The organism is Alysiella crassa DSM 2578 (genome assembly GCF_000745955.1).
Taxonomy (GTDB): domain Bacteria; phylum Pseudomonadota; class Gammaproteobacteria; order Burkholderiales; family Neisseriaceae; genus Simonsiella; species Simonsiella crassa.
Window position 1 is genome coordinate 1 of record NZ_JQKH01000018.1, and the last position, 19731, is coordinate 19731.

22 protein-coding genes and 1 tRNA gene are annotated in these 19731 nt (G+C 46.6%); 5 read left to right on the forward strand and 18 right to left on the reverse strand.

What is annotated here, in order from left to right; genetic code table 11:
* On the forward strand, positions 1-328 hold a 328-nt coding region (locus Q338_RS04395), incomplete at its 5' end, for a transposase (RefSeq protein ID WP_034292405.1).
* Between the two features lie 67 nt (positions 329-395).
* Entirely contained in the window at positions 396-1160 is a 765-nt protein-coding gene (locus Q338_RS04400) for a formylglycine-generating enzyme family protein (protein ID WP_034292468.1), read from the forward strand.
* A 70-nt stretch (positions 1161-1230) separates the two neighbouring features.
* Here the strand turns inward: Q338_RS04400 and Q338_RS04405 are convergent.
* From Q338_RS04405 to gltS, 6 genes are all read right to left on the reverse strand, one after another.
* Positions 1231-1306: transfer RNA gene (locus tag Q338_RS04405), tRNA-Thr, on the reverse strand.
* 281 nt (positions 1307-1587) lie between these two features.
* Complete coding sequence (gene lolD, locus Q338_RS04410; RefSeq protein WP_034292407.1) at positions 1588-2274, reverse strand: lipoprotein-releasing ABC transporter ATP-binding protein LolD; 687 nt, start codon at positions 2272-2274, stop codon at positions 1588-1590.
* Positions 2267-3514: a lipoprotein-releasing ABC transporter permease subunit gene (locus Q338_RS04415; protein ID WP_034292409.1), complete on the reverse strand. Its 1248-nt coding sequence runs from the start codon at positions 3512-3514 to the stop codon at positions 2267-2269. The genes lolD and Q338_RS04415 overlap by 8 nt, the downstream gene beginning before the upstream one ends.
* Before the next feature lie 322 nt (positions 3515-3836).
* On the reverse strand, positions 3837-5174 hold the full coding sequence (locus Q338_RS04420; RefSeq protein WP_034292411.1) for a lysozyme inhibitor LprI family protein: 1338 nt from the start codon (positions 5172-5174) through the stop codon (positions 3837-3839).
* Between the two features lie 40 nt (positions 5175-5214).
* Entirely contained in the window at positions 5215-5355 is a 141-nt protein-coding gene (locus Q338_RS14370) for a hypothetical protein (protein ID WP_156961033.1), read from the reverse strand.
* Positions 5339-6568: a sodium/glutamate symporter gene (gene gltS / locus Q338_RS04425; RefSeq protein ID WP_034292413.1), complete on the reverse strand. Its 1230-nt coding sequence runs from the start codon at positions 6566-6568 to the stop codon at positions 5339-5341. The genes Q338_RS14370 and gltS overlap by 17 nt, the downstream gene beginning before the upstream one ends.
* Before the next feature lie 279 nt (positions 6569-6847).
* Between gltS and Q338_RS04430 the strand changes: the two genes are divergently transcribed.
* The 3 genes from Q338_RS04430 (at position 6848) to gltX (ending at position 10831) form a co-directional block, all read left to right on the forward strand.
* Positions 6848-8881, forward strand: a complete 2034-nt coding sequence (locus Q338_RS04430) for a transglutaminase family protein (protein ID WP_051968484.1) — start codon at positions 6848-6850, stop codon at positions 8879-8881.
* Positions 8868-9254, forward strand: coding sequence for a diacylglycerol kinase (locus tag Q338_RS04435; RefSeq protein ID WP_034292415.1), 387 nt, complete (start codon positions 8868-8870; stop codon positions 9252-9254). Before Q338_RS04430 ends, Q338_RS04435 begins: the two co-directional genes overlap by 14 nt.
* Positions 9255-9436: 182 nt before the next feature.
* The gene (gltX, locus tag Q338_RS04440; protein WP_034292422.1) at positions 9437-10831 is read left to right on the forward strand and encodes a glutamate--tRNA ligase; all 1395 of its coding nucleotides are present in this window, start codon (positions 9437-9439) and stop codon (positions 10829-10831) included.
* Between the two features lie 78 nt (positions 10832-10909).
* Here the strand turns inward: gltX and Q338_RS04445 are convergent, their stop codons facing one another.
* The 12 genes from Q338_RS04445 to mscL all read right to left on the reverse strand — a co-directional run bounded on the left by Q338_RS04445 (position 10910) and on the right by mscL (position 19724).
* Positions 10910-12496, reverse strand: a complete 1587-nt coding sequence (locus tag Q338_RS04445) for a YdgA family protein (RefSeq protein WP_034292424.1) — start codon at positions 12494-12496, stop codon at positions 10910-10912.
* Positions 12497-12607: 111 nt separating this feature from the next.
* The gene (gene erpA / locus Q338_RS04450; RefSeq protein WP_034292426.1) at positions 12608-12946 is read right to left on the reverse strand and encodes an iron-sulfur cluster insertion protein ErpA; all 339 of its coding nucleotides are present in this window, start codon (positions 12944-12946) and stop codon (positions 12608-12610) included.
* 144 nt (positions 12947-13090) lie between these two features.
* On the reverse strand, positions 13091-13885 hold the full coding sequence (locus tag Q338_RS04455) for a TrmH family RNA methyltransferase (protein ID WP_034292428.1): 795 nt from the start codon (positions 13883-13885) through the stop codon (positions 13091-13093).
* Between the two features lie 17 nt (positions 13886-13902).
* Entirely contained in the window at positions 13903-14052 is a 150-nt protein-coding gene (locus Q338_RS14375; RefSeq protein ID WP_156961034.1) for a hypothetical protein, read from the reverse strand.
* Positions 14049-14321, reverse strand: a complete 273-nt coding sequence (locus Q338_RS04460; protein ID WP_034292431.1) for a hypothetical protein — start codon at positions 14319-14321, stop codon at positions 14049-14051. Before Q338_RS04460 ends, Q338_RS14375 begins: the two co-directional genes overlap by 4 nt.
* 72 nt (positions 14322-14393) lie before the next feature.
* Positions 14394-14990 (reverse strand): ATP-binding protein, encoded by a 597-nt coding sequence (locus tag Q338_RS04465; RefSeq protein WP_248784403.1) that lies wholly within the window; start codon positions 14988-14990, stop codon positions 14394-14396.
* An 85-nt stretch (positions 14991-15075) separates the two neighbouring features.
* Complete coding sequence (locus tag Q338_RS04470) at positions 15076-16047, reverse strand: DUF58 domain-containing protein (RefSeq protein WP_034292435.1); 972 nt, start codon at positions 16045-16047, stop codon at positions 15076-15078.
* Between the two features lie 55 nt (positions 16048-16102).
* Complete coding sequence (locus Q338_RS04475; protein ID WP_034292437.1) at positions 16103-17092, reverse strand: ADP-ribosylglycohydrolase family protein; 990 nt, start codon at positions 17090-17092, stop codon at positions 16103-16105.
* Complete coding sequence (locus Q338_RS04480; protein ID WP_034292439.1) at positions 17089-17535, reverse strand: hypothetical protein; 447 nt, start codon at positions 17533-17535, stop codon at positions 17089-17091. The genes Q338_RS04475 and Q338_RS04480 overlap by 4 nt, the downstream gene beginning before the upstream one ends.
* 81 nt (positions 17536-17616) lie before the next feature.
* Entirely contained in the window at positions 17617-18525 is a 909-nt protein-coding gene (locus tag Q338_RS04485) for an AAA family ATPase (protein WP_034292441.1), read from the reverse strand.
* Between the two features lie 168 nt (positions 18526-18693).
* Positions 18694-19182, reverse strand: coding sequence for a transcription elongation factor GreB (gene greB, locus Q338_RS04490; RefSeq protein ID WP_034292443.1), 489 nt, complete (start codon positions 19180-19182; stop codon positions 18694-18696).
* Positions 19183-19265: 83 nt separating this feature from the next.
* Complete coding sequence (gene mscL / locus Q338_RS04495; protein ID WP_034292446.1) at positions 19266-19724, reverse strand: large conductance mechanosensitive channel protein MscL; 459 nt, start codon at positions 19722-19724, stop codon at positions 19266-19268.
* Between the last annotated feature and the right edge of the window lie 7 nt (positions 19725-19731).

Below are 19731 nucleotides of genomic sequence, written 5' to 3' on the forward strand. Positions count from 1 at the left end.
GGATAAATACCGTCAGCGCTGGCAAATTGAAATGCTGTTTAGCTGCCTGAAAAAACGCGGTTTTGACTTGGAAGCCACGCACATGACTGACCCTGTTAAAATGGAAAAGTTGTTTGCGATTCTGGCAGTTACATTGGCTTGGGCTTATGTTATCGGGCGTTGGCAACATGCACTGAATCCGATTAAACCTAAATCTCATGAACGTTTATCGCAAGGTATTTTTCGTGTTGGTTTAGAGCAGCTTGCCAAAGCTGCCATGTTGATGATGGCAACTTTGGACTATTTTTCAAACCCAAAACAGGTCGTCCGATTTTTTGTCGTGTACTGAAAGGCAGCCTGAAACCATGACCGCCGCCAAATTTAACAAAAAAATAAACCAAAAAGGAACACAAATCATGAATTTTATTCACAAAATGATTTTGAGCGTGGTGGCGTTGAGCGCTTCAGGCAGCCTGTGGGCGGCGAATGAGATGGCAAGCATACAAGGTGGCGAGTACCGCCCCTTATATTTAAAGAAAAATATGCCCAAAACCCCCGTCAAATCATTCAAAATTGACAAATACCCGATTACCAATGCCGAATTTTTGGAGTTTGTACGCAAAAATCCGCAATGGCAACGAGGTACAGTGAGCAATCGTCAATCTGATGCGAATTATTTGAAACATTGGGAACAAAATGGCAGCAATAGTTTCGCGCCCAAAGCTGCCCAATTGAAACATCCCGTTACCTATGTGTCATGGTTTGCCGCCAATGCTTATTGTCGGGCGCAAGGTAAGCGTTTACCGACCATTGATGAATGGGAATTCACAGGTTTGGCTTCTGAAAAAGCGAAAGATGGAAGTAGCGAGCCCAATTACAGTCGCGTGATTTTGGATTGGTATGCGGAAGGCGGTAAACGCGGTTTGCGTAATGTGGGCGCGGGTAAGCCAAATTTTTACGGCGTACACGATATGCATGGCTTGATTTGGGAGTGGACGGAAGATTTTAACAGCAGCTTGCTCAACGCAGGCACGGCAAACAGCAGTTTGTTTTGCGGTGGCGGTACGGCAAACAGCACCGACCCCAGCGATTACGCCGCGTTTATGCGCTACGGCATGCGCACCAGCGTGCAGGCAAATTATACGGTGAAAAATATGGGTTTTCGTTGCGCCAGTTATTGATTGATGTTTGTTTTCAGGCAGCCTGAAAATATACAAAAATCCCAGCTTAAAAAAGCTGGGATTTTTAATTTGGTGCCGGCGGCAGGAATCGAACTCGCGACCCCCTGATTACAAGTCAGGTGCTCTACCAACTGAGCTACACCGGCTGAAGAAGCTGCTATTATGCCCATTTGCCCGAATTTTGGCAAGGATTATTTATGGGTAAATGGGCATTTTTTTGTTTTCTCTAAAAATATTATTTATTTGAATATAAGAACCTGTGTTCATAATCTTAATAGCTTGCTTTTATCGCCACTTCATGCGCCTACTGCGTTGGTTTTTCATGCCAATATTTCAATATTGGCACAAAAAACCGCCTTGTATTCGCAAGAATTGTCAATAAAATCAAGCCATCAATCTTACGAACACAGGTTCTAAATACGCGTTTTCAGGCTGCCTGAAAGGGGCGCAAACCACCATCATTCATCGTCAAAACGCGTTCAAAACGCATCGCCAATTCATCGTCATGGGTAACCACCACCAAAGCGGTACCCAATTCGTTTTTCAGCTCCAACATCATGTCCAAAATATTCAACGCGTTTTTGCGGTCAAGATTGCCCGTTGGTTCATCGGCGAGTATGCACGCGGGTTTTTTCACCAAAGCGCGGGCAATGGCGGCGCGTTGGCGTTCCCCACCCGATAATTCGGTGGGGCGGTGCAGCAAGCGTTGTTTCAGCCCCACGCGTTCCAGCATGGCGGCGGCTTGTGCTTCGGCTTCGGCTTTGGACATTTTGCCGATGAGTAGGGGCATCATCACGTTTTCCAATGCGCTGAATTCGGCAAGCAAATGGTGAAATTGGTACACAAAACCAAGATGTTGATTGCGTAATTGTCCCAGTTGTGCTTGGTTCAGGCTGCCTAAATTTTGCCCCATCAGTTCTACTTTGCCCGATGTGGGTTTATCTAAGCCGCCCAAAATGTGCAGCAGCGTGGATTTGCCGCTGCCCGATGCGCCGATAATGCTGACACTTTCGCCAGCGTGTACGTCAATATTTAAATCGCGCAACACTTCTACGCTCAATGTACCGTCTTGGTAGGTTTTGCTAACTTGTTGGCAGGAAATGATTTTATTCATAACGTAAGGCTTCCGCAGGTTGGGTTTTGGCAGCACTTAAGCTGGGGTAAATGGTGGCTAAAAAGGACAAAATCAGCGAAATCACCGCCACGCTAATCACATCGGCAGCCTGAATGTCGCTAGGTAAATAATTGATAAAATAAACTTTTGCGGATACAAGTTGTACGCCAAACATTTGTTCCACAAACGCCACAATCACGCCAATTTTCCACGCCAACAGTAAACCGAAAATCACGCCAAAAAATGTACCCAACACGCCCGCCACCATGCCTTGCACAATAAAAATATTCATCACGCCACGCGGCGACATGCCCAAAGTGCGCAAAATGGCGATGTCAGATTGTTTTTCCGTTACTGCCATCACCAGCGATGACACCAAATTGAACACGGCAACAATAATAATGCAGGTCAATAAGAGCGTGAGCAAGCGTTTTTCCATTTCTACAGCATTGAAATAGCTGCGATTATTGTCTGTCCAATTGCGCACCCACAGTTTTTCCAATTGGCTGTCGGGAATGAGTTTTTGCATGACGGCTGGGGCGTTTTGTGGGTCTTGCAATTTGAGTCGCAATGCCACGCCTTCGTTGCCCAAACGGTATAATTTTTGCGCGTCTTCCAAATGGGTGATGGCAAGGGCATTATCGGCTTCGTCCACGCCCGTTTTGATGATGCCGACCACATTAAATTGTTTCAAACGCGGCACGACACCAGCAGGGGTAACATTGCCTTCGGGCGTGATGACGGTGATTTTGCCGCCCATTTCCGCGCCAATGTTTTCCGCCAAACCTTCGCCCAGCACAATGCCAAATTCATCGGCTTTCAAATCGTTCAGGCTGCCTGCAAGCATATCTTTTGCATAATCAATCACTTGATTTTCCTGTTCGGGTAATACGCCGCGCAATTGTGCGCCACGCACTTCGCCCGAACTCGCCAGCAAAGCCTGTCCCGCCACATACGGCGCAGTGGCGGCAACACCGTTTTGATTGGCAACGAGTTTTTGTAAATCGCGCCATGTTTCATGTTCATCGGCTTGAATATAGCCCATTTCGGCGTGGGGAGCGACATTGAGCAGTTGTCCGCGAATTTCTTTTTGGAAACCGTTGACCACCGACAAGACCAGTATCAGCACCACCACGCCCAGCGTGATACCAACCATTGAAATCATGGAAATAAACGACATAAAGCCGCTCCGTTTTTTGGCGCGTAGATAGCGCAAGCCAATCCAAGTTTCTAAATTCATTTTGATTTTTTTGTGAGAACGGTAAAGGGGGGGATTGTATCAATGTTTCAGGCTGCCTGAAAGATTGGGGGAGATTAAATTATGTGAATTTTGGCGATAATTGCGTATTGGAATGAAAAAAAGGCGGATAAGATTATCCGCCTATTTGGGTAAACAAGTTTTCAGGCTGCCTTTATTGATTGTGCAATAAAATTCATGGGGGCGTATGACGCACCGAAATTCCGCATTATTGGAATCATTTGGTGCGTGGTACGCACCCTACATTTTAGGTCAGTCAAATGAAAAGGCAGCCTGAAAATCAATTTATATCATTAAATCAAGATTATGGAATGCTGTAGCCTTCCAAATTTTTCACGCGTTCTTTGGTCATGCGCGTATCGCATTGCATATACAATTTGTTGGCTTCTGCTTCGCTGCCCGCGCCAGCCGCCGCTTGACGGCAACGCTGATTGCGTTGTTTTTCCCAAGATTTTTGCTCTTCCACCAGCTCTTTTTGGATTTCAGGGCTGATTTTTTTCCAAGAAGATTTGATTTCTTGGTCGGCATTGCGATGGGCTTTGCGTACGCTTTCCAATTCATCATCGTCTTGCGTGTTGGCAGACGGTGTGCGATTGGGCGTGAGTGGTGGCTGTTGTGCTTTGGTGAAATCGCGTTGAATTTCAGGCTGCTTGGGTGTGGTGTCTTTTTTCGCTTCGGTGGCGGCGCGGAGTTTGGCGGCTTCGGCGGCTTCACGAGCGGCTTTGGCTTTGGCGGCTTTTTCTGCTGCTTTTTCGGCGGCTAATTTGGCTTTGGCTTCGGCGATTTTGGCTTCACGCAAGGCTTTTTGTTCTGGTGATTCAACGGGTTTCGGTGGTGTAGCGGGCGGCGTTACACGTGTGATTTCGCTTGGTTTGGGTGTTACCACAGGTGGTTTAGGCTGTTGTGCGACTTCGGTTTTGGGTTTATTTTCTGTTTCGTTTTCGGTGTTTGTGTTTTCTTGTTCTGTTGGTTTGTTGGCTTGAGTGGATTCTGTGCTTGGGGCGGTCGGGATTTTGCCGCCATTCATTTGCACTGCTTGCAATGCCATGTCGCGTGTCATGCTTCTGCCTTCAATGGTTACATTTTCTTTGACACCATAGGGCAGTAGGGCACTGGTTAAAGCGGTGGCAGCGGTTTGGAATGCGTCATCGGTTTGGGTAACGCTGATGGGGTCGCCTTTGACGGTAAAATTAATGGGCAAGGTTAAGGTACTGCCGTTGAATTGGAAATTTGCGCTGCCCATGCGTTCTTCAATAATCGTGTCGTATTGTGAAATGCCCACCAAAGGCGCGTTGGTGCTGGCGACTTTTTGCACATTTTGTGGAATGACAATGCTTAATTTGCTGCGACATTGACCGTCTTTGTCTTGCGTGCCGTTGATGGTTACTTTTAATTGGTCGGCGGCGGCGGTGATTTTGTCGGCATCAACAAATTGATTGGTGTCATTTTGAATGAATTTGTTGGTTTCAGATTGGATAGCCGCTTTCAAATCGGTGTGTAGTTGCGTGGCTAAAGATGGGTGGCGGCAGCCTGAAGCGGTGGCGGCGGCGGGTTTTTTTTCGGTTTTTTGCTCTTCTTTGGGCGAGCAAGCCACAGCAACCAAAACGCTGATGAAACTTAAGGCAAAATGTTTTTTATTCATGGAGAACTGTCCTAATTTTAGTCAAAAATGAATGCGGCTATCATAACAAAAAAATCGCCGATGTGTGGTGTTTTTCATCGGCGAATGTGTTTTCAGTATGTTTGATGTAGAGAATTGTGTACATAAAGGCAGCCTGAATTTCTTTCAGGCTGCCTGAATGGAAATTATAAAGCAGTACCAAACCAAGCCATCATACGGTCTAGGATTGCCATGTTTACCAAATCAATAAAGAACGCACCCACCAATGGCACAATCAAAAAGGCTTTGTGTGATGAACCAAATGTGTTGGTGATGGATTGCATATTGGCAACGGCGGTTGGGGTAGCACCCAAGCCAAAGCCGCAATGTCCTGCTGCCAGTACTGCGGCGTCATAGTCATTGCCCATGAATCGTGCGGTAACCCAGTAGGCATAGAAAATCATCACAACAGTTTGTACAGCTAAAATCGCCAGCATTGGACCTGCCATGTCTGCCAATTGCCATAATTTCATGCTCATCAGTGCCATCGCCAAAAACAGGCTCAAAGACGCATTGCCAAACACGTCAATTGCACGGTCAAACATATCAAATTTGAATACAGTCGTCAGCACATTACGCAACACCACGCCAAAACCCAATGCCCACACAAATTGCGGCAATTTGAAATCAGGGAATGTTTTGATCATGATAGACGAGAACGCCAAACACGCCGCAAACATCGCCATCGTTTCAATTGCAGAAGTGGCGGTAATCAAGCGTTGATGACCTGCACTTTCAAAAGTTTGGTTGTCGTAGCTGCCTTTGCTGTCTACTTCAACGGTTTGTTCAACGGGTTTGCGCCCCATTTTGTTCACCAAACGGCGCGCCACAGGTCCCCCAATCAAACCACCCGATACTAAACCATAAGTCGCCGCAATCATGGCGATGTCGGTGGCATTGGCAATGCCGTAGCGTTCCGTCAAAATTTTGCCGTAGGCTGCGCCTGTGCCGTGTCCGCCCGTGAGTGTGATGGAGCCCGTGATTAAGCCAAACAAGGGGTTTTGCCCCATTGCGCTTGCCATGCCGACACCTACAAGGTTTTGAATGACAATGAACACGCTCACAATTACCAAAAAAATCACCAATGGCATGCCGCCTTGTTTCAAACGCGAAAAATCAGCCGACAAACCAATAGACGCAAAGAAAATCAACATAAACGCGTCTTGCAAAGGTTTTTCAATGGCAAATGAATGCCCTGTGGTGCTGTAAACAATAGACAAAATAAACGCTGCCAATAAACCCCCTGCCACAGGCTCGGGAATATTGAAATTTTGGAAAAATTTGATTCGTTGAACCAGCAAACGCCCAATCAGCAACACGATGGTTGCGGCGATTAGGGTGTAGTAGCCGTTTAGGGCAATAATTTCGGGTTTCATGGTGAAATCCTTTGCGATGTGAATAGAAAACCGCAGCCGTACGCTTGTCAATCAATCATGCTTTCAGGCTGCCTGAAAGTGAACATAATAAAATATAGGTTAAGTTTTGTCAAAATCCTATCTATTTGGCAGATTATGGGGTGATGATTGGTATTTTTGTAATTTAATTTCGTGTGGTGTGGGATTATTTGCTGAATAAGCTGTTCAGGCTGCCTGAAAATGCGTTGCGCATAAAAATGTTATAATCTCTGTTCACGATTTATTTCATACACCATTCATATGTTGATTGTCCAACCGACTTATCTCAATTCTACCCCCGACCTGAAATCCATGCTGCTGACGATGGGGGCTTTAACCGCCGTGTCTGCGCCTTTGGCAACGCAATTGCCGTGGGGCGTGATTGGCGTGTTTGTGTTTTTCTTATTGCTGCGACTGGGTTTGTTGATGATAGGCGTGTATGCGCTGAAAACGTGGCAATTGATGATTTTGATGGTGGGCATGACCGCGTTGGTGTGGCAGCAATTGGGAACGGTAATTGGTTTGGGTGGTGGCGCGGCGTTTTTGCTGATGTTGTCGCTGCTCAAATCGTTTGAAGGCAAAACGCGCCGTGATTGGCAGGTGCTGATTTTGGCGATGATGTTTTTGCTGGCGGCGGCGATTTTGTTTGACCAAGGTCTATTGATGGGCTTGTGGACGGTGCTGTGTTTGGTGTTGATGGCGGTATCGTTGGCAATGTTAAACGATTTGAGTTTTCAGGCTGCCTTGAAGAATAGTTTGGTGGGTTTTTTGTTGGCATTGCTGCCTATGGTAATGCTGTTTGTGGGTATGCCGCGCCGCGAAACGCCGTTTTGGGGCATGCCGCAAATCCAAAATGAGCGACAAGCCACCACAGGCATGTCCGATACCATGAAACCCGGCAGCATTAGCGATTTGGTGGAAAGCAATGAACCCGTGTTTTCCGTTACTTTTGAAGACGGCTATGTGCCACAACAACGCGATTTGTATTGGCGCGTGATGATATTGGCAAACCACAACGGTAGCGAATGGCAAGCGGTGCGTGAATTTATGGATTCCGCCATACCTGTGGAAGACAATCGTCATCGCGTGGTGCGCTACAATATTATGATGGAAGACGATAAAGGGCGCATTCCTGCCTTGGATTATCCATTGGACACCAATCATCAGCGCGGTTTGCGGCGTGAAGCGGGCGATATGGTGCGTGTGTTCAGTCGGGCGGGGGTACGGCGGTTTACCTTGCGTTCCAGCATTAGCGATGAATTGCCGCATAAATTAGACCAATTTTTTCAACAACGTTACACAAGGCTGCCTGAAAACCTAAATCCGCGCACCCGCGCATTGGCACAACGATTGTGGCAAGAATCGGGTGGTAATGCCGAACAATACATTCAGGCTGCTTATTTATATTTTAAAAAACAAGGTTTTGCTTATACATTAAAACCGCCATTATTGAATAGTGCCAATACCACCGATGAATTTATTTTCAGCAGCAAACAAGGTTTTTGTGAACACTATTCAGATGCGTTTGTGATGTTAATGCGTGCGGCGGGGCTGCCAGCGCGTGTCGTGGTCGGCTATCAAGGTGGTGAATTTAACGAAGAAGGCGGCTTCTGGCAAATCCGCAGCAAAGACGCGCACGCGTGGGCAGAAGTATGGCTGCCTGAAAAACAAGTTTGGAAACGCGTGGACCCCACTTCCGCCGTTGCCGCCAACCGCATTGACGGCAGCATAGACGAAGCCTTGTTGGGCGATGAATCAGGTATTTCCATTAAAAACAACGCTTTTACCCGTTATTTAGACCAAGGGCGATACTACTGGCAAGCGTGGATTGTGGACTACGACAGCAATCGCCAACAAACCCTGTTTAGCTATTTGGGTTTTGAACGCGTAACGCCTTTAGCCATCATGATTGTGATGGGCGGCGGCGTGGCGATTGCGCTGATACCGCTTTGGCTGTGGTGGCGGCGTTCACGTTCAAACGATATTTTGCCGTTGGAACATGGCTTTATCCTGTTAAAACGCCGCGTATTGGGCAAAGATTTTGGCAAACTCGCCAGCCTTGCCCCAACCGAATTTCGCGCCGAACTCGCCGCACAAAACAGGCTGCCTGAAGATTTGGATAATTTAATTCAAGAATACATACGCTTGCGTTATGCCAGCAGCCATGAACCCAGCCCAGTAATTGCCCGCGCATGGTATCAACGTGCCCAAAAACTCGCGCGTAAATACGCCCACAAACCCACCGCCCCGCAAACTTTTGAAACCAAATGGAACAGCAAACGTGAAACCGAATGATTTTCAAAGTAATGATTTAAAAGGAAAAACAGGCGTACGCCGCATTATCAATGCGGCAGGCTATTCCAAAGACGGGCTTCAGGCTGCCTTTCGCCACGAAGCGGCGTTTCGTCAATTGCTGGTGTTAAACGGCGTATTGATTTTGCTGGCTTTTTGGCTGGATTTGGAAAACAGTGTGCGCATGATATTGATTGCTGGCTCGTTTCTGTCGCTGATTGTGGAATTGTTTAACACAGGACTGGAAGCGATTGTGGACGATATTTCTTTGGACAAACGCCCCCGCGCCAAAATCGCCAAAGACGTGGGTTCAGCCGCGCAAATGTTGGCAATGATTTTATTGGCGATTTTGTGGTGGTGCGCTTTGTGTGATTGATTTTTTCAGGCTGCCTGTACTCAAATGTAGGGTGCGCCGTGCGCACCAAATCCATGAAAAAATTAAGTTTTGTGTTTAAATTGGTGCGCACGGCGCACCCTACGCATTGGCTGAATGATTTTCAGGCAGCCTGAAACCTATTTTCCCTTAAAAAATAATTTTACTGAAAAGAGACTTTAAAAATGACCATTAAAACCCGTTTTGCCCCCAGCCCCACAGGTTATTTACACATTGGCGGTGTGCGTACTGCCTTGTATTCATGGGCTTTTGCCAAACATCATCAAGGCGAATTTTTATTGCGTATTGAAGACACCGATTTGGAACGCTCCACGCAAGAATCCGTAGATATTATTTTGCAAGGCATGGATTGGGTCGGATTATCGCCCGACAATGCCAACAATATTGTTTACCAATCCAAAAATTTTGACCGCTATAAAGTCCTGATTAAACAATTAGTTGAACAAGGGCACGCCTACCCCTGCTATTGTTCCAAAGAAGAACTCGCCGAAATGCGTGAACGCGCCGAACGCGAAGGCACGGCGACTTACGACCGCCGTTGGCGACCCGAAGCGGGCAAAACGCTGCCTGAAATCCCTGCGGGCGTTGAACCCGTGATTCGTTTCAAAAACCCATTGGACGGCGTAACCGTGTGGACGGATTTGGTGAAAGGCGAAATCAGCATTCCCAATTCTGCGCTGGACGATTTGATTATCGCCCGCGCTGATGGTACGCCAACCTACAATTTCTGCGTGGTGGTGGACGATTTTGATATGGGCATCACGCACGTTATTCGCGGCGATGACCATGTAAACAATACGCCCAAACAAATCAATATTTTCAAGGCTTTGGGTACAACGCCGCCTGAATACGCGCATTTGCCCATGATTTTGAATGAGCAAGGCAAAAAAATCTCTAAACGCAGTGGCGATACGGTGGCGATTACCGAATACGATGACATGGGCATTTTGCCCGAAGCCATGTTGAATTATTTGGCGCGACTGGGTTGGGCGCATGGCGATGATGAATTTTTCACAATGGAACAATTTGTTCAATGGTTTGATTTGAAAGATGTTTCTGCCAGTCCTAGCCGCATGGACGGTAAAAAATTGCTGTGGATTAATGGCGAACACATCAAAGTGGCAGACAATACGCGTTTAGCTGATTTGGTAGAAAAGCGTTTGAAAAACAAAGGGATTGATGTTTCAGGCAGCCTGAAATTGGCAGACGTGATTGCATTGGTGAAAGACCGCGCCCAAGATTTGGCGGCATTGGCGAATGAATGTGCTTATTTCTATGTGAAAGCCACGCCCGATGAAGCCGATGTGGCGAAGCATTGGGACGAAGACGCGGCAGCGCGTATGCAGCGTTTTGCCGATAAATTGGCGCAATTGGACACTTGGACGGCGGAAAGCATTCACGATTTGTTCAAGCCATTTTGCGATGAAGAAGGGATTAAGATGGGTAAATTGGGTATGCCTTTGCGTTTGGCGGTGTGTGGTACAGCGAAAACGCCGAGCGTGGACGCGGTGTTGGCTTTGATTGGCAAAGAAGAAGTGTTGCGCCGTATGCGCGGATAATTTTCAGGCAGCCTGAAAACAAAAAATCACGGTTAATCAAACTATTATGATTAACCGTGATTTTTATTTTATACCCATTTATTGCGCTGCGGAAGCCGCTTTGGGTTCATCGTCTGCTTCAATGTTTGCCAAAATTTCTTCATCAGATTGAATGGTGAAGACTTTGCCGTTCAGTTTCACTTCATTGTTTTCCAATAATACATTGGTTTGAATGGCGTTATTGCTTTGTTTCAAATAGCCTTCTTCCGTCAAACTGTTGATGGTGCTAGACACCATTAAACGAATGGTTTGGTTCACATCTTCCAAAGCTTTCGGGTCGGCATTTTCCGCATTGGCGGCAGGGTCTTCGGTAGCGAACAAGCCGCGTGCTTGGCTGATGGCAAATTCTTCTAACAATTTGTTAGAAATATCAAAATTCACATTTGCCTTCATTTTTTGCAATAAAGAATTAAAGTTGTTCAAATCTGCTTGTTGCAAGCCGTTGAAGGTTACATCGCCGTTTACTTTAATATGCCCTGATGGTGCAGTAAAATCAAATTTTTTAATTTTAAACAATGGGTTATTGGTAAATAAACCTGCACCTTCTTTACGTACTGCTTCCAAAATCATGTCTTGTGCTTGACCTTCAGGCACTTGCTCGGTAATGATTTGTTGCCAGCGATTTTTCAATGCGGTCAAACTCTTACCGTCCAAATGTTCCGCGCCAATATGCACGTCCAATGGACCATATTGGTCAGGACCATAATGTAGTTTATCAAACTGAAAATGTCCCTCGCTGTCCACAAAACCATCGTCATTTTCTTTGGTTTGCGATTGATAGCTCAATTTTTCCACGCTGATGTTGGACGGCGCAATCGTGCCAGTTGGATTGATGAACGCGCCGATTTGCAAATCGGTAACCATATTCACCAATTCATTCAAGCGGATATTGTAATCAATGCTTTCTTTCCAAGCCACATTGAATTTATCCACTTTCACATCGGTGCTGCCCAAATCCACGCCTGTTTTGCCTGTGGCGGTGGTGTTGTTGATGGCGATGTTTTCAATGATGACTTCGCCTTTGTCTGCCAAAATCGCTTTTAGCAAGGGCGCAGTATATTGGCTGCTGTATTCATTGAAACCTGCTTTGTAATTGATTTGGCTGTTTAAGCCTTTCCAATCCAATTTAATGCCCGACAATTCTTCGTATTCAAATGGCGAAACATTGGTTTCCAATTTACCGCTACCACTTAAATAAATTGTGTTTTTCATGGTAACAGGCGTTTTATCATTGAAAAAGCGTGATAAAACTTTTTGAACTTCAGGGTCAAATTGAAATTCGCTGGTAACTGAAGCGCGAACAGGTGTGAGACCATCGGCAAACAAACCATGTTTCACATTGTTTACAATGGTAATTTCTTTTTCCAACACGGTTTTGATGTTGGCGGGCATTTGCTCCGACAAATTATTGAGCAAAGTAGGGTGGAAACGAATCACTGTGGTTTCTTTGGAACTGAACCAACCGCGCTCGTAATTGTGTGATACAACATCAAAAAAGAAAGTATCAGATAAAATTTTATGTTGTTCTTCAAGGCTTTGTTGTGCTTTGATACCAAAATAATAAGGTGTGCCAAGAAATGCGGCCAGCACCACAGGCACTGCGCCGCCAATAATGATTTTTTTCATGATGTGGTTTTGCGGAAATAGTAAGAAATGGCAATATTATATACCACAAAAGGCTGCCTGAAAACGCGTTGTTTTCAGGCAGCCTTGTTTCAATCGCCAATTCAAACCGAATTAAACCGAGAATGATGAGCCACAACCGCAAGTGGTTGCCGCATTTGGATTGCGAATCACAAATTGTGAACCTTGCAAACTTTCGGTGTAATCAATTTCTGCGCCGATTAAATATTGATAACTCATTGGGTCTACAAGGAATTTTAAACCATTTTTCACGATTTCAAAATCGTCATCGTTTTTGATTTCGTCAAAGGTGAAACCATATTGGAAACCAGAACAGCCGCCGCCGTTCACAAAAACGCGTAACATTAAATCGGGGTTATTTTCTTCGGCAATCAAATCCGCCACTTTGGTGCAGCAGGCTTCGGTGAAGATGATGGGGCTTTCGTCTGACATTTGTGTTTTCCTGTGTGTTAATTAATTGGGTAATGTATGATTTGGGGGCAGCCTGAACCATTTTCAAGTTGGAGCGAAAATAAGTTTCAGGCTGCCTGAATGTTTCGCTGATGATTGTACGCTGAAATTAGCAAATTGACAAAATCAATCTCCACTCAAACGCTGCCGCATTTGCTCAAACAGGCAAACAGTCGCCGCCATTGCCACATTCAAGGATTCTGTTGCGCCCACCATTGGGATTTTCACGCTCGCGCTCGCCTTTGCCAATAATTCGGGCGACACGCCTGCGCCTTCATTGCCAAACACCCACGCTGTAGCTTCGCGCAAATCCAAATCCTTGTCATACAAAGAAAAATGCTTGGATTCACTCAAGGCAGTCGCCAATACGCGCCCCTGATACTGCTCGCGCCACGCCGCCAAATCCACACGTTCATGCACATTTAACAAAAAATGCGCCCCCATGCCCGAGCGTAAAACTTTCGGCGACCACACATCGGCACAACCTTTGCCTAATACAATTTCGCTCACCCCTGCGGCGGCTGCGCTGCGCAAGATTGTGCCAATATTGCCCGAATCTTGCACATTTTCCAATACAATGCAGTCGCCAGCCGTTTTCAGGCTGCCTGAATCGGGTAAATTCACCCAAGTCATGATTTCTTCACCATTGATTAATTGGCTGATTTTTTCCAATGCGCCTTGTTCCACCAGCGTGATGTGGTGTTCAGGCAGCCTGCGTAATATATTTTGCGTTTCGGTTTTGTGAAATTGCTGTGTTGGAATAAAGACTTGTTTAGGCAATAAATTTGCGTTTAAATAAGCGTCTAATAAATGCGTGCCTTCTAATACTGTAGCGTGGTGTTCGCGGCGATATTTGGCAGATTGTATTAATTTAGCTAATAATTTTAGCTGTTCATTGTGAACCGATGTGATGGTTTTCATAAGGTTAAATAATGGATTTATTGGATGATTTCGTGAACACAGTTTTCACGATTGCGCGAAAATGGCGTGCAAATTTTTTGTCCAAACACGTCCGCGCTAATCGTTTCCAATGCCTGACTCAATGCGCCCGCGCTTTTTTCCAAATGTGGGCGGCTACGTGAAATCATGGCTGCGTTTCGGGGGCGGTTAAGATTTGCGCGATTTGCTTGCTGGCTTGTTCGCCCGTTTGGTTGGCGCATTCGGGGTCAAATTGCCCATTTTTGGAGGTTAGGCAGCCGCTCATTTTCTGTAAAATCAAGGCGGTATTCTGTAAAACATAGCTACCGACTTGTGGCATGGTTTCTTGTAACACTTGTGGCAGCGTTTCGGCGGGTTTTTGCGCGTGAACCAGTGGTGTGGCGCAGAGTAGGGTGATGGCAAGAATTTGTTTTTGCATGATTTTCTCCATAAATAAAATATTCAGGCAGCCTGAAAGCCACTTGAAATGTGATTATGGCATGGAAAATCGTTATTTTGTGTCAAGTTGTGCCAACGCCGCCCATTGCGCCGCCGACATTTCGCGCACGGCTGGGAGATGGATTTCGCCATCCACAGGATTGGCGTTCAGCCGCGCATAACCGCGCAATACATCTTCTTCGGCAACCTGATGAATATTTGGGAAAAAATTATGCAGTCGATAAATTTCCACCACAAAACCATGCGCTTTTGCCAATTCAATCAAGGCGTAACAGGTTTTGGCTTTTTGATTGGGATTGGCGTTGATAATGAGAATATCGCGCTGCGGTTCGCGTTTGCCCAGCGCAAAGGCTTCGGCTTGGCGGATTTGGTTGATTTTGTGGGCGGCGGAAAATTGTTCAAAATCAAAATGATAGTTGCCGTGTTCATCGGTTAGGGCGTGGTCATTGTCTAGGTGGACAATGTGGGCGTGGGGGTAATCGCGTTGAAATTGGGCGATTTGTTGCGCGGCAAAAGTGGATTTGCCCGAGCCTTCGTGTCCGCGTAAAAGTATGAATTTTTGCATATTATTGGGTTTAATTGTTTTCAGGCTGCCTTGTGGTACATGAGAAAACTCATGTAGGGTGCGTATTACGCACCGAAATTCCAAATGGTTTGAATGATTTGGTGCGTAGTACGCACCCTACATTTTTGGCGTTGGTAAAATTTCGTGTATTGTCAGGTAGCCTGAAAAATCACATCAACGCCAACGCATTCAAACACTTCTCACGCAAACCATTTTGCGGTGTCAGCGTTAAATTGGGCAATTCCAACGTGTAGGGCGCACCCAATTTATCCGCTTGCAACACGCGATAGGTCAGCAAACTCGCCAATTTTTCCACAGGCGTACCCTGCGGATAATCGCGGTAGGAAATGATTTCGCTGTGGGCGGCTGGCGGTGGTTCATCAAACACTTTGTCCATCAATTCGCCGCGTTTGGCATACACTTTCCACGCGATGTGTTGCAAACTCGCGCCGTGCTGGTGGTTTTTCAAATAGGCAATGTCATCGCCGTGTGCGCCTGCTTGTTGCGGCGTTTGCTCGGCATCGGGTTCGGCGGCGGTACCAAAATCGTTGTGCGGCAAGGGCGCGGCAAACGCCACCGCGCTGGATTGCCATTCCGCCCGCGCTTCGGCGTGAAACAAACCAAACGGTGCAGAAGTCGCCCATTTCAATAAAAGCGGGCGCGGAAAATAACCGCGTTGCACAATCGGAATCGCCCAAATAGTTTCGGTGGGTGCGTTCAGGCTGCCTGAAATATGCAAACTTTGCCATGCGGTAAATTGGTTTTCCTGATGTTCATCAATGGTTTGAGCGTATTCGCCGCGCCACCACAGCAAACGCGCCCGATGTGCCGCGCCACCGTGTAAACGAATCAACACATCTGCCGTTTGCCCTGCAAACACTTCATCGGTAAACGCCAATTCTATTTGCAAACCAAGCAGTTGCCGTCGCGTGAGCAATGCCGCCACGCCAATAAAACCCACTACCCAAAAACACACGGCATACGCCACGTTCACCTGATAATTCACCGCGCCCAGCCAAATCGCCGCGCTCAACACAAACAGCGACACCGCCAATTTGGTCGGGCGCAAGGAAATATGGCGGTTGGACAATGTGCCTTCTTGGGCGATGGTTAAAATTTCTTTTTCTTTAAAATAAGCCATTTGGTTTCCAAAAAAATCATACTTCAGGCAGCCTGAAAAAATAAACTCAATCCAATCAATACGGCGGCAACAATCGCCGCAAACAATGTGCCAACACAATCACCACAAACACCGCGTTTCGCAATATGGTTCGCACGCCGCCCCAGCGTACAGGTTTTTCAGGTTGCCTTGTTTGGGCAACGCGTGCCGCTTGCGTGGCTAATTGTTCAAAAAAATCAGGGCGTAACACAGGTTCACACCACGCGCCCGCCATTTCGTCAAACAGGGTCGCGCCGTGTTTGCCGCCGACCACGCCCGCAAATAGGGCGCAAGTGGTGTCGGTGTCGCCGCCGCATTCGCATAAAAAATCCAATCCTGCCAATGGATTATCCCGAAATTGTTGCCACGCCTGAAACACCGCCGCCACCGTGTGATAGGCGTAACCCGTAATGCCGTGTTTGGGGTCGGGCTGGTAGGCGTGAATGTGCGCCCACAAATCGGCGTGAACGCGCTCGCCTAGCCATGCCGATTTTTGTTCAACTGATTGATTGGACAAATAATATTCTGCGTGCGCCAACAATGCCAACGCATACGCGGCGTGTTCCGCTTGTGGGTCGCGGTGGGTGGTGGCGGTGCTGATGTGGACTAGTTCGGCTAACTGATTGACATCATTGCATAAAATACCCAAAACGGGCGCGCGCATCGCCGCCCCATTACCTGCCGACCAAGTGCCTGTGTTTTGCAAACCCAAGCAGATTTTCAGGCAGCCTTTCAGCGTAGCCATGCCACAATTCACGGGCAAAGCGAGCAGCCACCCACGCAATTGTCCGCGCAATTTGCGCCGAAACGCGTTGGGTTCGCCTGCGCTGGCGATGTAGGCTTGCACGGTCAAAACGGCGTGTTCGGTGTCGTCCGAAACCATGCCGCCGTGAATAAACGGCAGCAGCGCGTAACGGCGTGGGCGCAACCATTTTTTTGCGCGGCGCGGCGAGAGATTTTCATAGGGCAAACCGTAGGCATCGCCGACTGCGGTGGCGAGTAGGGTTTGGTAAATGGTTGTTTTCATGATGATTTTATTTTATTTTCAGGCTGCCTGAAACGGTTTATTTGTGGCAATTCATTTTCAAAATCACAAGCTGCAATTATCTGAATATTGAATGTATTCAAATAATTGAGTAATAAAATAATCTGTTCAATATATTCCCTATGGTATTGTTCATTGAGTAAATCAACTTCTATGATTATGGGAAAAAATAAAAAATCATCAGATTTTGGTTGAAATTCTTTATTTTTCAATAGGGATAATGAAAAAATGGTGGTATCTAAATAGCGTTGTTTATCTAATTTTTGTTTGAAAAATAATTCAATCAATGAAGCCAATTGAGCAATATTTTGGGGGTAATCAATAAATAATTTACAAAAATAATTCATGGTTATATTTTCAGGCTGCCTTTCAATGTGCGACAAAATAAATGTAGGGTGCACCGTGCGCACCAAATTTACCGTCATATTTAAATTATTCAATTATTTTGGTGCGCACGGCGCACCCTACCTGTGATTTTTGTTATGTACTGAAAGGCAGCCTGAAACTCACACCGCCACCTGTTCCAAAATTTCCGCCAAAACCTTGCTGCTGTTTTGTTGCTGCAAAGATTGCAAACGGTGGTTGCCGACCGACACCCACACCGCTTTCACGTCTTCGGGCAAGACAAAATCGCGCCCGTCCAAAAACGCCCATGCTTTTGCCGCATTCGCCACCGCTAAACCTGCGCGTGGACTCAAACCCAGCGCAAATCGCCCCGCTTGGCGCGTTGCCGCCACCAAACGGTAAATATACGCCGCCACCGCTTCGGACACGGTAACTTGCTGCACTTGCGCTTGCCATTGTGCCAAGATTTCGGGCGATGCAATTGCTTGAATTTGGGGGACTAATTGGCGGCGGTCGCCCATGTGGTACAACATTTTTTCAGCTTCTTCAACAGGATAACCCATGCTCAAACGCATCATAAAGCGGTCAAGCTGGCTTTCTGGCAAGGGGAATGTGCCAAGTTGCTCCGATGGATTTTGCGTTGCCACCACCAAAAATGGTTGTGGCAGACGATAAGTTTTGCCGTCCACCGACACTTGCCCTTCTTCCATCGCTTCCAACAGCGCGGATTGCACTTTGGGCGAAGCGCGGTTAATCTCGTCCGCCAACACAAATTGGTTGAACACAGGACCGGGGTGAAATTTAAACGCCGCTTCATTCGGCGCAAACACGTTTACGCCCAACAAATCAGCAGGCAGCATATCATTGGTAAATTGCACGCGCTGATAATGCAAACCCAGCACCGCCGCCAAACTGCTTGCCAATGTGGTTTTGCCCACCCCTGGTACGTCTTCCAGTAAAACGTGTCCGCCTGCTAAAATACAGGCAACCAATTGTTTTAAAACATTTTGTTTGCCTAGAATTACGGTGTTGAGTTGGTCAAATAAAGGGGTGAAATTGGGATTAGACATTTTTAATACTTTCTGTTTTATTTTGAATTTATAAAATATAGTGGATTCAATTTAAATCAGGACAAGGCGACAGCGACCGCCGTGTACACATAGTACATAAGGAAGCTGGCAACGCGGTACTGATTTAAATGGAATTCACTATAAATTTGCAGGCAGCCTGAAAAACCATTACTCAATTTTAATGTATTCAACCACCAAAATAATAATTTCCTCACGCCCATTTGGTGTGTTCAGCCAAACCGAATCGCCTTCACGCGCCTTAATCAGCGCACGGGCAAGCGGCGATTTCCATGAAATTTTATTTTGGTTCATGTCAATTTCATCTTCGCCGACAATTTTCACTGTTTGCTCTGTGCCATCGCCGCGCTCAATCGTTACGGTGGCGGCGAAAAACACTTGGTCGGTGTATTCACGTGTTTCGGGGTCAATCACCAGTGCGTCTTCCAAACGTTTGGTTAGAAAACGAATTCTGCGGTCAATTTCGCGCATACGGCGTTTGCCATATAAATAATCGCCGTTTTCGCTGCGGTCGCCATTGCTCGCCGCCCAATTGACGATTTGCACGATTTCGGGGCGTTCTTTATGGACGAGTTGATACAATTCCTGTTGCAAAGATTGATGACCTGCTGGGGTCATATAGTGCTTGTGTTCAGACATGGCAAAAATTTGTATTTTAACAAAAAATAGGCAGCCTGAAACGTCATTTCGCGTTTCAGGCTGCCTGAAAATTGAATGCTCAATTAATCGCGTTTCGCCAAAGCATCACGGATTTCACGCAACAAAACAATGTCTTCTGAAGGTTCGGCGGGTGCGGCTGGTTCTTCTTCCGCTTTTTTCACTGCCGCGTCTTGCAATTTGTTCACCACTTTTACCACCACGAAAATCGCAGAAGCGACAATCAAAAAGCTCAAAATCGTGTTCATAAATGAACCGATATTCATCGTTACCGCGCCCGCTTCTTTTGCCGCCGCCAAAGTGGGGAAGCCGCCTTCGGGTGTGGGCAATTTGCCGTCTTTCAGCACCAAGAAAAAGTTAGAAAAATCAATACCACCCAAAATAATACCAATCGGTGGCATAATAATATCGTCCACCAAAGATTTTACGATATTGCCGAAAGACGCACCAATCACCACGCCCACCGCCAAATCAATCACATTACCGCGTAAAATAAACGCCTTAAATTCGTCTTTTAATGACATGTTTTCA

What these genes read in the sequence shown, in the direction of transcription:
- Q338_RS04400 (WP_034292468.1), top strand. Translation starts at nt 396, where the DNA reads ATGAATTTTATTCACAAAATGATTTTGAGCGTGGTGGCGTTGAGCGCT.
- lolD (WP_034292407.1), bottom strand. Translation starts at nt 2,274, where the DNA reads ATGAATAAAATCATTTCCTGCCAACAAGTTAGCAAAACCTACCAAGAC.
- Q338_RS04415 (WP_034292409.1), bottom strand. Translation starts at nt 3,514, where the DNA reads ATGAATTTAGAAACTTGGATTGGCTTGCGCTATCTACGCGCCAAAAAA.
- Q338_RS04420 (WP_034292411.1), bottom strand. Translation starts at nt 5,174, where the DNA reads ATGAATAAAAAACATTTTGCCTTAAGTTTCATCAGCGTTTTGGTTGCT.
- gltS (WP_034292413.1), bottom strand. Translation starts at nt 6,568, where the DNA reads ATGAAACCCGAAATTATTGCCCTAAACGGCTACTACACCCTAATCGCC.
- Q338_RS04430 (WP_051968484.1), top strand. Translation starts at nt 6,848, where the DNA reads ATGTTGATTGTCCAACCGACTTATCTCAATTCTACCCCCGACCTGAAA.
- gltX (WP_034292422.1), top strand. Translation starts at nt 9,437, where the DNA reads ATGACCATTAAAACCCGTTTTGCCCCCAGCCCCACAGGTTATTTACAC.
- Q338_RS04445 (WP_034292424.1), bottom strand. Translation starts at nt 12,496, where the DNA reads ATGAAAAAAATCATTATTGGCGGCGCAGTGCCTGTGGTGCTGGCCGCA.
- erpA (WP_034292426.1), bottom strand. Translation starts at nt 12,946, where the DNA reads ATGTCAGACGAAAGCCCCATCATCTTCACCGAAGCCTGCTGCACCAAA.
- Q338_RS04455 (WP_034292428.1), bottom strand. Translation starts at nt 13,885, where the DNA reads ATGAAAACCATCACATCGGTTCACAATGAACAGCTAAAATTATTAGCT.
- Q338_RS14375 (WP_156961034.1), bottom strand. Translation starts at nt 14,052, where the DNA reads ATGATTTCACGTAGCCGCCCACATTTGGAAAAAAGCGCGGGCGCATTG.
- Q338_RS04460 (WP_034292431.1), bottom strand. Translation starts at nt 14,321, where the DNA reads ATGCAAAAACAAATTCTTGCCATCACCCTACTCTGCGCCACACCACTG.
- Q338_RS04470 (WP_034292435.1), bottom strand. Translation starts at nt 16,047, where the DNA reads ATGGCTTATTTTAAAGAAAAAGAAATTTTAACCATCGCCCAAGAAGGC.
- Q338_RS04475 (WP_034292437.1), bottom strand. Translation starts at nt 17,092, where the DNA reads ATGAAAACAACCATTTACCAAACCCTACTCGCCACCGCAGTCGGCGAT.
- Q338_RS04480 (WP_034292439.1), bottom strand. Translation starts at nt 17,535, where the DNA reads ATGACGGTAAATTTGGTGCGCACGGTGCACCCTACATTTATTTTGTCG.
- Q338_RS04485 (WP_034292441.1), bottom strand. Translation starts at nt 18,525, where the DNA reads ATGTCTAATCCCAATTTCACCCCTTTATTTGACCAACTCAACACCGTA.
- greB (WP_034292443.1), bottom strand. Translation starts at nt 19,182, where the DNA reads ATGTCTGAACACAAGCACTATATGACCCCAGCAGGTCATCAATCTTTG.
- mscL (WP_034292446.1), bottom strand. Translation starts at nt 19,724, where the DNA reads ATGTCATTAAAAGACGAATTTAAGGCGTTTATTTTACGCGGTAATGTG.